Genomic DNA, 12,810 nt, shown 5'->3' on the forward strand with positions numbered 1-12,810 from the left:
CGCAGCCTGCGCGAAGCCCATCGCGTGCGCGACCGCCGCACGCTGCTGCGGGCGCTCAACGAGGCGGAGCAGGCCTAGCGCGCGAACCTGCCCGCGGCCTCGCCGGGCGTACGGCCGCGCCAAAACGAGCCGGCGGGATCTCCCCTTCGATCGGAGATCCCGCCGGCTCGTCCTGCGAATAGCGGTAATTCATTCCGCTATTCGGCCAAATCCCAAATTTTTGGCGTAAATAACGCCAAAAATTTCCCTTATCTGGCGCGGATCCCCCTAAAAACGGGGGGAATCCGCGCCACCTCCCACAAATAAGGCCCTAAAATGGCCTTATTTTTCATCAAATCCGCGGCAAAGGCAAAATAAGGCCATTTTTTACCGCTATTTTGCCGCGCCTCTTGCGCCGCACCGCCTCATGATTTTGCCGTGCCTCATACGCCGCTCCTTCCGCCGCACGCTTCTTCCGCACGCCTCTTCCGCATGCTTTTTCCGCCGCATGTTTCTTCCACCGCATGCCTCTTGCACAGCGCCACCTCTTGCGCAACACCGCCCCTTGCACCGCACTGCCCTAGCGCAGCACCGTCCCTAGCACGGCACCGCGTCGAGCGCAGCACCTCACCGTCATCGTACCCTCACTCGTCGCAGGTAGCTTCTACCGTCACCATTACTCTGTTGCGCAACCTTTCCCGTACATTCATCATCCCTTGCAACTGTCATCCCCTCCACAGAGAGCTATGGCGGCGGCAGGAGCAGGCACCGCTCCTCACTTACGAAACCATCCTTTCCTGCTCTCCCAGCAACTCAATCAACGCGCGGAGTGCGCTGGTGGGTTGGGCAGTTTTGCGGTAAATGATCTCGGTTTTCAAGTAGCGCATCGATTCGGGAACTTCGTGAATCCGCATAGTGCCTTCCTGCGCTTTCTGCTCGGCGACCATCCGCGGCAACAGCGAGATGCCAAGTCCGGCGGAGACGCCGCCAAGAATTGCTTCCAGCGTGCCGAACTCCATCGTGGCGACGTTGGTTTGGCCGTGGGTCTTCTTCATCTCCTCGAGTTGTTCGCGGAAGGTGCAGCCGCGGTTGTACACCAAGCTAGGCTTCAACAGGGCCTCGTCCAAGCTCTCAATGCCCGGTGGAGAAATAACCACCACTTCCTCGTCAAAGACGGGAAGGCGCGTGAGATCCTCATGATTAAATCGGAAGCTGCCAAAAGCGACATCCAACTCATACTGCAGTACTCTCTCCATCAGGCGATCGGACATATCTGTCAGCAGGGTTAACTCCACCTTCGGATACTTTTCATAATACTGGCTGAGCAGTTTAGGCATCCGCACCGCCGCCGTCGTTTGCGTCGAGCCGATCAGCAACGGACCGGTCGGCTCGCCGGAGAAGGAGAGCGCCGACGCCGCTTCGTCCAGCAAACCGATAATTTTGTCTGCATAATCCAACAGCATCTTGCCGCTGGAGGTTAAGGTCATCCCCCGGTTGTGCCGGTAAAACAAATCAGTCCCCAGCTCCGTCTCCAGCTGCTTGATGCGAGCCGTCACATTGGACTGCACATAGCCCAGCCGGGCGGCAGCTTTTGTGATGGAGCCGTCCCGAGCAACGGCTTGAAATATCCGCAATTCCGCACTATCCATATGGAATGCCTCCCTTTTGGCCCGTTGTCATCACTAAAAATGATATCAGATATCTTTATCAATCATTATACATAATCACCAACCTCCGATACAATACAAATCATGAAAGTGACACCTAAGGAGGAAACGACAACGTGAATATATTCAAATATACCGGTCTGCTGTTGCTGACCACTTTCTTGATGGGGACGGCGTATCCGGCTGCCAAACTGGGGATGATGCATACCACTCCGCTCATGCTGATGGGGATCCGATTCTTATTGGCCGGGGGATTGCTCGCCTTACTCAGCGCCAACAAACCTCAGCCTAAGGGTGCGAAGTCTTGGCTGCAGCTTTTGCTGCTCGGGTTGTTCCAATCGGTTGGGGTGATGGGGTTCACCGCTTACAGCATGCGCTGGATTACCTCTGGCGAGTCCGCCATCATCTCAAGCACGAGCCCGTTGATGCTAATCCTTTGGGGAGCTCTGATGGGAACTGCCTATCGCGTAAGGCAATGGGTTGGCGTGGTGATTGGCTTTGCTGGTGTGGTTATCACCTTTGGCATGAACCTGAGCATTAACCCTGGTACGGTATTTGCATTGGCGGGAGCCGTTAGCTTCACGGTGGCCACGTTGATCATTAACCGCATTGGTCCGGCGTTTGACAAAAGAGTGCTGGCTGCCTATCAAATGCTGCTCGGCGGCGTGATGCTGTTAATCTTCAGCTTTGCAGGGGAGCATCCCAGCTTTGAATTGAACCTGTCGTCCGCGTCCGTGGTCATCTGGCTCGTGATCTTTTGTTCCATTATTCAATTTACGATCTGGTTTTATTTGCTCAGCCACAGCGATCCAGGCAAAACCAGTTCATTCCTGTTCCTTGTGCCGATCTTTAGCGTCATTTGCAGTTGGCTGCTGCTTGGTGAGCAGATCACTTGGTACGTTTATGTTGGCGGGGCTTTGACTTGTGTAGGGGTGTTCCTGGTGAATTGGCAGGGAAGCAGTAACAGCCAGTCGGCTGAAAAAAATAAATCGAGTGTACTTCGCTTACAGGAGGAGATGGAAGCATGAGTTACCATAACAAAGTTGTGCTAATTACCGGGGGCGCTACGGGGATCGGCCGGGCGACGGCAACGCTGCTGGCTGAACGCGGGGCAAGGGTTGCCGTCAATTACTCCCGTTCAGAGACGGAGGCCCAAGAGACCGTGCAAACCATTCAGCAATTTGGCGGCCGGGCGATTGCGATTCGCGCCGACGTTTCAAACAACGAGGAGGTCATCTCTATGGTTGACCAAATCGTCCAGCAATTTGGGACGATCGATTATCTGGTCAATAACGCCAGCATCACCCGGTATATTGCAATGGGCGATCTGGATGCAATTACGGAGGATGCCTGGGACGATCTGTTTGCGGTAAATGTAAAAGGGATGTTTTATTGTGCGCGAGCGGCAGCTCCGTATTTAAAGCAGGGTAAAGGGGCAATCGTCAACGTGGGCAGTATTGCAGGGATTACGGGCAAAGGCTCCTCGGTCCCCTATGCGGTATCCAAAGCAGCGGTGCACGGTTTGACCAAATCGCTGGCTCACGCATTGGCGCCGGATGTGCGGGTGACCGGTGTAGCTCCTGGAGCGGTCAGCACACGTTGGTGGGCTGGACGGGAGGAGCAGATGCGGTCGCTGACTTCCCAACTGCCATTGGACCGGATTGCTTCGCCGGAGGAGATTGCCGCACTTATCGCGTCGATTCTGGAACAACCTTCGATGACGGGACAAATCCTTACCATCGACAACGGGCAAACGATGTAAGAACCTATTCCTTATGCTAAAAAAAATCAGCCTTCAGGACCTAACGGTAACCAGGAGGCTGATTTTTTTGATTGTTGTTATTGCTCTTTCACATCATACAGGACCCGAGCCAGCAGGTCCTGGCTGTAATTGCCGAAGTTCTTGCCGTAGATGGTCAGGCCGCGCTTGTTGATCGGCTTGTCGGTGACAGCGATGCGGAACGTCAGCTCGCTTTTGTAATCCAGTTGAATCTGTTCCAACGTAACGTCGGAAATGCGGCAACCGTCGATAAAGCTGCCCTCATTGTTAATGCGGATCAGCTTCAGCATTCCATATTGGTTCAAGTGCGGCGGCCACCAATCCGGATTAAACGTGCCGCGTGCATCACCGAAGTCCCCCGGACTCGTCCAGAAACCGATTTCGACGCCGTTCAAGTAAAAATAAATGTCAGACGGGTAGTTATCGCAATACCCGGGCGCCTCGGAACCCAGCTCCATCGAAAATTGAATTTCCCGGAACGTTTGATTGGGCTTCAAGTAATTCGGGATGCGGTATTCCAGGAAACCCTCGGACAACCAAATAATCTCCGAGTCGATTCGCTGTGGATCGGCAAAGTAACGCGGATCGTCAAAATCACCGATAATGCTGTGCTTCGTAGCCAAACCGCAGGTAGGGACCGCATGATAATTGCTATAATGGCCCACCTGAATTTCCACTTCGTATAAATTGTCGACATCCTTGCTCCGCAGGTCGACCATCAACTTGTCTTTGTTCAAATAACATATCTTCTGGATGCCATGCTTGCCAACGGAAGTATTGATCTCAATCAGGCCGCTTTCCTCCAGCTTCTTGATGTGCATCGTTATCGCTCCGTTGCTTAAGCCCAGCTTGGTGGCGAGGTCATTGAGGTTTAAAGCCTGATTTTTGGCCAGCAGTTCGAGGATTTGAATTCTGATCTCCGAGCTTAATGCTTTGAAAATGTCGATCCCGCTCATCAAATCCTTAATATAGATCATCGGATATTCGAACCTTCTTCCAATAAATAGTGGGTAGTTTTATTTTAGATAATTATAAACTAACTCAGTCGTTTAATAAAGCATCAAATCAAAATGTAAATCAGGTTCAGAAAATAGATTAAATTTGTAGTAAATGCACGCTTAATTTTAAAATATTTTAAACTAAATTTCATTATTCCATTGAATTTTCAGGCGGTTTTTCAGCGTTTTCACGGAGATTAGGATCTTTCATCTAATTAATTTTAGATAAATATAAAATGTTTTAGGTAAATATATTTACAACCCTGATCTCATATGTTATTTTATACCTGTAAACGGATTCATTCAAGGATATTCGAAATAATTTAATATTTACTAAAATGGAAGGTGGTCAACATGTCATCAACAGCACTGCGAGCAACGATGGTCATCGACAAAGCCTTTAAAATTGCGGAAGTAGATCGGCGCATTTACGGCTCCTTTATTGAACATTTGGGCCGAGCTGTCTACGGGGGGATCTATGAGCCTTCGCATCCGGAGGCGGATTCACATGGATTCCGTAACGACGTCAAGGAGCTGGTGAAGCAGCTGAACGTCCCGATCATCCGATATCCCGGCGGGAACTTTGTTTCCGGGTATAACTGGGAGGATGGGGTTGGTCCGGTTGAATCGAGGCCCAAACGCTTGGAACTGGCCTGGAGGACGATTGAACCGAATTGGGTAGGCACAAACGAGTTTGCTGGATGGGCCAAAGAGGTTGGTGCCGAAGTCATGATGGCGGTGAATTTGGGGACCCGAGGCGTTGATGCGGCTCGTAACCTGCTGGAATACTGCAACCATCCGGGGGGCAGCTATTGGAGCGATTTGCGCCGAAGCCACGGTTATGAGCAGCCCCATAAGTTCCGAACCTGGTGCCTGGGTAATGAAATGGACGGTCCATGGCAAATCGGACAAAAGACACCGCAGGAATACGGACGGCTCGCCTATGAGACCGCGAAGGCGATGCGACAGGTTGATCCTGATATCGAACTGGTATCGTGCGGCAGCTCCAGCTCGTCGATGCCAACGTTCCCGGAATGGGAGGCGGTGACGTTAGAGCATACCTACGAGGTGGCCGATTATATTTCCCTGCATCAATACTATGGCAACCGGGACAACGATACGGCGAATTTCCTCGCCCGTTCGATGGATATGGACCACTTCATTCGTACGGTGATTTCCACCTGCGATTATGTGAAGGCGAAGAAACGCAGCAAAAAAACGATGTACCTCAGCTTCGACGAATGGAACGTTTGGTACCATTCCAACGATGCCGATGCCAAGCTGGAGCCCTGGGGAATTGCGCCGCCGCAACTGGAAGACGTTTATAACTTCGAGGACGCTTTGCTGGTCGGAAGCATGCTGATTACGTTCCTGCGCCACGCCGACCGGGTGAAGATGGCTTGCATGGCCCAGTTGGTGAACGTAATTGCTCCGATCATGACGGAGAATGGTGGACGTTCCTGGAAGCAAACGATTTATTATCCTTACATGCATGCTTCGATTTTTGGACGGGGCGTATCGCTGCAGCCGGTAGTCGACTCCCCGGTGTACGACGCGAAGGATTATACCGATGTTCCTTATTTGGACAGTGCGATTGTATATAACGAAGCGGACGAGACGTTGACGATTTTTGCGGTCAACCGTCATTTGGAGGAAGCACTTGAGCTGGATTGCGATATTCGCGGGTTCGAAGGCTACTGTGTGATCGAGCATCTGGTGCTGGAACATGACGACCTCAAAGCTGTAAATACAGCGGACCAGGAAAATGTTAAACCTCACACCGGAGGTAATGCGGTCTGCGAGGACGGTTATGTAAAAGCTCGTTTAGCTAAAGCCTCCTGGAACGTGATTCGCTTGGGTCAAGCGAGATCTTAAAGAACTAAACGCTTCTGAGAAGCAACGGCTTCATTCACCCTTGAGACGATGACAACACCTAGCTATACACAACAGGCATGCGCTTTTTTAGGTCATCGATTGACCATCGGTTTTACTAGAGAAGTGGGAGATAACCGACTGTAAATGAAGTGTGTAGATTTTATTTTGTCAGGGAGGGTCAAGGATGAAGAAAAAGGTTTGGATTGTGCTGTTAGTGTTATCAATGGTCACATGGCTGTGGGGTTGCGGCAAGACGTCAACCACGGCGGGGGGTGAAACCTCCGTGTTGGACGGCGGTGCGGGGGAAGATGCGGTCGAGCTTTCCTATTGGACGTTTGTGGAACTGCATGGACAGCATTTTGAGAAAATGCTGGAGAAATGGAATACCGCCAATCCGGATCGGCAAATTAAGCTGAACGTTACGGTGATGCCTTACGATGACATGCATAACAAATTATCCATCGCCGTACAGACGGGGGTTGGGGCGCCGGACATCGCGGATATTGAGCTGGGCAAGTTCCCGGATTTTCTGGCCGGCACGCCGCAGCTGGTCGAATTAAATGACGTCATCGACCCGTACCGGGACACGATCGTCAAATCCAGAATCGATCTCTACAGCAAGGACGGCGTGAATTACGGGATCCCAACTCACGTTGGCGCCTCGGTTGCTTTTTACAACACGGAAATTTTAGAAGAGGCCGGAGTGGATTACAAGACGATCGTCACCTGGGAAGATTTTAAACAAGCCGGAATCCAAGTGTATGAGAAAACAGGCAAGTATATGGGCACCGCCGATACGAGTGCAACGTGGGAGCTTTCCCAGCTGCTGGCACAGCAAGGTGCGGATTTCACGGATGACGCCGGGAACCCAACCATCAACTCGGAACCCTTGGTGAAGGCACTTACCCTGCTGAAAGACCTGCAAGACAACAATGTGATCGCCACCATCGCAGGAGGGCAGCCCGATACGGAGGAAGCTTACGGGGAGTTTAATGCGGGCAACTATGCGACCGCTTTCATGCCGTTGTGGCAAATGTCGAGATACACGAACTATATGAAGGATCTCTCCGGCAAAATCGCCATCGCCCCGATTCCGGTTATCGAAGAAGGGATGCCGCGTTCGGTTGGCGGCGGCGGAACCGGGACGGTCGTAACCAAAACAGCCAAAGACATTGAGCTGGCCAAGGATTTCCTCGCTTTTGCCAAATTGTCGGAGGATGCCAACATTGAAATTTGGAACACGTTGGGCTTTGACCCGGTCAACATGGACGTTTGGGAAATGAAGGATGTAACACATAACCCGGACAACCAGTTTGTGCAATACTTCACTAACAACCCATTTGACGTGCTGAACGACATCAAGGACGAAATCCGCTTGATTAAATCTACCTCCGCTTCGCCAACGATTAATAACGTGCTTTGCACGGTAACGTTAAATGAAGTTTTTGAAGACGGGAAGGATATTAAGCAGGCTCTGGATGATGCGCAAGCGCAAATCGAGCAGGAGCTGAAGTAATTGAAATAAGCAGCGAGCTACTCCTCCGGGAGTAGCTCTGTTTAAAAAAAGGGGTAGGGCGATGTTTAAAAAATTCCTTTACTCACAAAAGGTTGCTCCTTACGTATTTGTGTTGCCGTTCGTGCTCGTATTCCTCATCTTTTGGGTGTATCCGCTGATCAGCTCCTTCGGGATGAGCTTCCAGAAAGTGACCCTGGGACAGGAAGCAGCGTGGATTGGCATAGACAACTATGAGAAATTAATGGGCGACGGGGTTTTCCTCAAGGCCGTGACCAACAGTGCCATCTATATGGTCTTAACCTTGGTGATCTTGATCCCGTTCCCGATGTTGTTTGCCGTATTGATTAACAACAAGTTCATGTGGGCGAGGGAATTTTTCAAATCCTCGTTTTTCTTCCCGGCGTTGACGTCAGTGGTGGTAGCCGGGACGATCTTCCGACTGATGTTCGGTGAAATGGAAGGGTCGCTCATCAACAGCTTTTTGGGCTTGTTTGGCGTGGAGCCGATTAAATTTTTGAAAGGACAAACGACCGGCTTTATTGCCTTATTGGCCCTGGCGACCTGGAGATGGACCGGGGTAAACATGCTTTACTTCCTATCTGGACTCAAAAATATTCCCGAAGAATACTATGAAGCCGCTTCCATCGACGGTGCTTCTCCTATCCAGCGATTTACGAAAATCACGATGCCGCTGTTGAAGCCAACGACCATCTATGTTTTAACGATCAGCATCTACGCCGGTCTGGCGATGTTTATCGAAAGCATGATGCTCTGGAACGGCAACAACTCTCCGAAAAACATCGGCTTAACCATCGTGGGCTACTTATACCGTCAAGGGATTGAGAAGAACAATCTGGGGTATGCGGCCGCCGTTGGCATCGTGCTTCTTGTCATTACGATGGTGATCAATCTGACACAGCTGGCCTTTACCGGCATGTTTAAGAAGGAGGAGGAAGCATGACGAAATCGAAGCGCGGCTTGCTAATTAAGATCGTTTTGTTCGTGTTTTTCGCCTTCCTGTGCGTGCTGGTGCTTCTGCCGTTTTATGCTGTAACACTGGCTTCCTTTAAGCCCGGGGAGGATTTGATCCGATACGGACTGAATCTGAAGTTCGATCTATCGGTCATGAGCTTGGATAACTTTGTATACTTATTTACGGGCAATCATTCCTATTTCCTATGGTTTTTTAATTCGTTAGTGCTGACGGTCGTCCAAGTGACAGTGACGTTGCTGGTTAGCGCTACGGTGGCGTACGGGTTTTCGGCTTATGAATTTAAAGGGAAAAATACCCTGTTCATCTGTGTCCTGCTGATCATGATGGTTCCATTCGAAATTCTGCTCCTGCCGCTGTATACGCTAACCTACGATATCGGGCTGATGAACTCCTATTCGGCCATTATTCTGCCTGGGATTGCCAGCGCGGCGACGATCTTCTTCTTCCGGCAGTATTTGCGGGGAATTCCCCGGGAAATTATCGCTGCGGGACGCGTTGACGGAGCGAGCGAGTATGGAATCTACGTGCGGATCATCTTACCGGTGATGAAGCCTTCTTTTGCGGCGATGGCCATCCTGAACGGGATGAACAGCTGGAACAACTTCCTTTGGCCGTTTATGGTGCTCAGCGACGCCAATAAATACACGTTACCGATTGGGCTTAAGACGCTGCTAACCCCTTACGGGAACAACTATGATTTGCTGATTGTAGGTTCCTTCTTCTCCATCATTCCGATTTTTATCTTGTTTGTGGCCTTCCAAAAATACTTTATCGACGGGATGACGGCAGGAGCGGTGAAAGGATAGAACGGCCCTGCGCTGCGGACGTTTGCGGACGGCTTCAGCGCCGACCGATTTCATATCATATTAATTATTCAAAACGGGGGAAGAAACATGAAAACGAAGTGGTTGTATTTATCTTTGGTTTTAGTTCTTTTAAGCGTGACAGTACTATCTGGATGCAGCAGCGGCTCGGACAAGAAGACGATTACTTTCTGGACGCCGTTAACCGGCGATGACGGAGCTTACATGGATCAATTGGTCAAGAATTACAACGCTACCAATCCCGAGTTCAAAGTGAAGCATGTGATTACCGCAGACATGTATACTAAAATTTCCACGGTGCTCAACTCTGGCAAAGGGGTTCCTGATTTGGCGATCATCCACGCGGACCGTGTTCCCGGCTTTGTGAAGCAAGGCGTGCTGGAACCTATCGGCGGTGCGATTGCCGCGCAGCCGGAAATTAAGGAGGAGAACTACCTTCCGCAGGCTTGGGCGACGGGGAACATCGATGGCACGCAGTATACCGTTCCGCTCGACATTCATAGCAACACGATGTATTACAACAAGGATCTGCTCAAGAAGTACAACGCGGAATCCTTCTTGGACGACGACGTGGTTACCATCGACGAAATGCTGTCGCTTCAAGGCAAGCTGGAGGATGGTGATTACGTTGTCAATGATGCGCTGCTCGGCTGGGTGATTTTAGCTCAAGTGCAAAACCTGGGAGGAGACATCCAAGAAAACGGCAAGCCGGCTGTGAATACGCCGGTGATGAGACAAGCCTTCGAAGAGGTGAAGAAAATTGCCGATGCCGGGTTGATGACCCCATTTGGCGAAGACGGCTACTTAATGTTCCAATCCGGCAACGTCTTGTTCTCGACGGACGGTACATGGAGTTCTACGGCCCATGCTGCGGTTGAGGGTCTAAACTTCGGGGTGACGAACATCTATTCTCCGACGCCGGACAAGTTCACGAACCGCGCTTCGTCCCACCTGTTTGCGATGCTGAAAAATGACGATCGATCGGATGAGAAAGAAGCCGGCATCGGCGCTTTCCTGGAATTCATCCGCGCGAACTCCTTGGAATGGGCGAAAGCAGGTCAAATCGTGGCGAGTAAACAAGTGATCGAAAGTCCGGAATATCAGCAATATATGCAATCCTTCTTCACCTCCAATGAGAAGGAGACCCAGTCCCTTTATATTTATACCTACGAATATTACCCTTACATCGCCGAAGCGGTTGATACCTATTGCGCGGATATCGTTCGCGGCAACGTCGATCTGGATGATACGCTGCAGACGATGCAGAAGTTCGTCGAGGACAAGATTGCCGAGAGCACTACGGGCAGTGCAAGCTGAGCCTGCGTTCTAGATAAACAGAAAGAAATCATGTGCCGGAACGATGCGTCTGGCACATGATTTTTCCAAAAGGAGATATGGAAAGGCGATGAACAAGAAATCCTTTGCGCCGTTTTTCTTTGTGGGTCCGCACCTGGTTTTGTTCCTGATCTTCATTCTGATTCCGACCGTATACGGGATATATGCTTCGTTTACTCAGTGGAACTTGATGAACGATCCGACCTGGGTCGGATGGGCTAACTACAAAACGATCCTATTTGATGAAACCTCGACCTTCCACACCCAATTCGTAAACGGGCTTCGGAATACCCTCATTTTTGTCGTGATCAGCGTTCCGCTGTTGATCGTCATCCCATTGTCGGTGGCCGTCGCCTTGGAGCATAAGAAGGTCAAATTGAAGGGCATCATCCAGTCCATTATTTACATTCCGGGCTTGATTTCCATTTCCGCTGCCGCTTTGATCTGGCTGCTTATCTTTAACAAACAGCTGGGGATTACGGGGAACATCTTCCATTCGCAGGTCGCTTGGGCGGCGACGCAGCCTTATGCTTGGATCATTATTTTTGTGATCACCGTATGGGGAGGGGTTGGCGGGAACATGATTATTTACCGCGCCTCGATTGCCGGGGTATCCAAAGACTTGTACGAAGCCGCCGAGATCGACGGAGCCGGCGCGACCCGGCGATTCTTCAGCATCACCTTGCCGTCGATCCGTTTTCCGCTCATTTATACCTTTGTCATGACCACTGCCGGGGCCTTTAACGTCTTTGGCCAACCTTTAATGATGACGGATGGCGGACCGCGGCAATCGACGCATGTTCTCATGATGTACATCCGTCAATTAGCGTTTGGTCATGGCGAATCGATTGCCGGCATGGCATCCGCGATGGCGGTGCTGCTAGGCATGGTCATTTTGGTCATTTCGGCGCTGCAGTATTACGTCATGAACCGAAACGCCAATTGACGCATCCTGTGATGGATTATGGAAACGAGAGGTAAGGTGTAAATCAAGATGTCGAAGAAAATCAGCATATCGAAGTATATCGCATACCTGTATTTGATCCTCCTGTGCGTCATTTGGGTCATTCCCGTGTTATTTGGAATTTCGACTTCCTTCCGCTCCCAATCTGAAGTGGTGTCAACGGGCTTCCGTTTGCTTCCCGTGGAATGGATCCTGGACAATTACGTGACGATTCTGGAGAATACGTCCACGGCTCCGATCCTGCGCTGGCTGACGAACTCCGTATTCATTGCGGTGACACATACGTTCCTCGTGATCGTGATCATCTCCATCACGGGTTACGGGTATGCTCGAATGAACTTTAAAGGCAGAGACACGCTGTTTTTTACATTGCTGGGCATTTCCTTCTTTCCGGGAGTCGTCAACATTATCCCCTCTTACAAAATCATCGATATTTTCGGCTGGGTGAATACCGCATGGGCGATGATTATTCCGGGTTTGGCGGGTATGGGCAACATCTTTCTGGTCAGGCAGTTTCTGAAAGGGATTCCGACCGACCTGGATGAATCCGCTCGGGTTGACGGGGCCGGAGATTTTCGGATCTACTCGTACATCATCCTGCCGCTTATCAAGCCGATCCTCATCGTTTGCGGCCTGTTCTCGTTTGTCGGCTCCTGGAACGACTTCCTCTGGCCGGTCATCGTCTATACCGACGTGGACAAAATGCCGGTGACTGCGGGACTGCTGCTGCTTCAGGATATCTACGGCAACTATCGCATGATCGGACAGCTTATGGGTTCGGCCATGTTGGCCATCATTCCAACGCTGCTGCTGTTTGTTTTTGCGCAAAAATACTTTATTCAATCGATCAATCTGAATTCAGGCATTAAAGGATAAAT

The 12,810-nt window shown here is 50.7% G+C and carries 12 protein-coding genes; 9 read left to right on the forward strand and 3 right to left on the reverse strand.

The features are described 5' to 3' along the window. Window positions 1-331: 331 nt before the first annotated feature. Window positions 332-505, reverse strand: a complete 174-nt coding sequence (locus M891_RS25185; RefSeq protein WP_157268729.1) for a hypothetical protein — start codon at window positions 503-505, stop codon at window positions 332-334. Window positions 506-758: 253 nt separating this feature from the next. Next, window positions 759-1,628 (reverse strand): LysR family transcriptional regulator, encoded by an 870-nt coding sequence (locus M891_RS0100455; protein ID WP_028537410.1) that lies wholly within the window; start codon window positions 1,626-1,628, stop codon window positions 759-761. A 134-nt stretch (window positions 1,629-1,762) separates the two neighbouring features. Between M891_RS0100455 and M891_RS0100460 the strand changes: the two genes are divergently transcribed. Together M891_RS0100460 and M891_RS0100465 are read left to right on the forward strand one after the other, a co-directional pair. After that, a complete protein-coding gene (locus M891_RS0100460) occupies window positions 1,763-2,674 on the forward strand; it encodes a DMT family transporter (protein ID WP_028537411.1) in 912 nt (303 codons plus the stop codon). Beyond that, entirely contained in the window at window positions 2,671-3,408 is a 738-nt protein-coding gene (locus M891_RS0100465) for an SDR family NAD(P)-dependent oxidoreductase (RefSeq protein ID WP_028537412.1), read from the forward strand. The genes M891_RS0100460 and M891_RS0100465 overlap by 4 nt, the downstream gene beginning before the upstream one ends. Window positions 3,409-3,485: 77 nt before the next feature. On the opposite strand, the gene M891_RS0100470 is transcribed toward M891_RS0100465, so the two are convergent. Next, a complete protein-coding gene (locus tag M891_RS0100470; protein ID WP_016311348.1) occupies window positions 3,486-4,403 on the reverse strand; it encodes an ArsR/SmtB family transcription factor in 918 nt (305 codons plus the stop codon). Window positions 4,404-4,778: 375 nt separating this feature from the next. On the opposite strand from M891_RS0100470, the gene arfA reads away from it, so the two are divergent. From arfA to M891_RS0100505, 7 genes are all read left to right on the forward strand, one after another. Further along, the gene (gene arfA / locus M891_RS0100475; RefSeq protein WP_028537413.1) at window positions 4,779-6,299 is read left to right on the forward strand and encodes an arabinosylfuranosidase ArfA; all 1,521 of its coding nucleotides are present in this window, start codon (window positions 4,779-4,781) and stop codon (window positions 6,297-6,299) included. A 184-nt stretch (window positions 6,300-6,483) separates the two neighbouring features. Continuing rightward, complete coding sequence (locus M891_RS0100480) at window positions 6,484-7,815, forward strand: ABC transporter substrate-binding protein (RefSeq protein WP_028537414.1); 1,332 nt, start codon at window positions 6,484-6,486, stop codon at window positions 7,813-7,815. Between the two features lie 61 nt (window positions 7,816-7,876). Then, complete coding sequence (locus tag M891_RS0100485; protein ID WP_028537415.1) at window positions 7,877-8,776, forward strand: carbohydrate ABC transporter permease; 900 nt, start codon at window positions 7,877-7,879, stop codon at window positions 8,774-8,776. Then, a complete protein-coding gene (locus tag M891_RS0100490; RefSeq protein WP_028537416.1) occupies window positions 8,773-9,615 on the forward strand; it encodes a carbohydrate ABC transporter permease in 843 nt (280 codons plus the stop codon). Before M891_RS0100485 ends, M891_RS0100490 begins: the two co-directional genes overlap by 4 nt. Window positions 9,616-9,702: 87 nt before the next feature. Further along, window positions 9,703-10,950 carry an extracellular solute-binding protein gene (locus tag M891_RS0100495; RefSeq protein WP_028537417.1) on the forward strand — a complete coding sequence of 416 codons (1,248 nt, stop codon included), beginning with the start codon at window positions 9,703-9,705 and terminating at the stop codon, window positions 10,948-10,950. An 88-nt stretch (window positions 10,951-11,038) separates the two neighbouring features. Continuing rightward, entirely contained in the window at window positions 11,039-11,914 is an 876-nt protein-coding gene (locus M891_RS0100500) for a carbohydrate ABC transporter permease (RefSeq protein WP_009224212.1), read from the forward strand. A 48-nt stretch (window positions 11,915-11,962) separates the two neighbouring features. Further along, window positions 11,963-12,808, forward strand: a complete 846-nt coding sequence (locus M891_RS0100505; RefSeq protein WP_009224211.1) for a carbohydrate ABC transporter permease — start codon at window positions 11,963-11,965, stop codon at window positions 12,806-12,808. The last annotated feature ends 2 nt before the right edge of the window (window positions 12,809-12,810 follow it).

The sequence above is a fragment of the Paenibacillus sp. J14 genome (assembly GCF_000518465.1).
Taxonomy (GTDB): domain Bacteria; phylum Bacillota; class Bacilli; order Paenibacillales; family Paenibacillaceae; genus Fontibacillus; species Fontibacillus barengoltzii.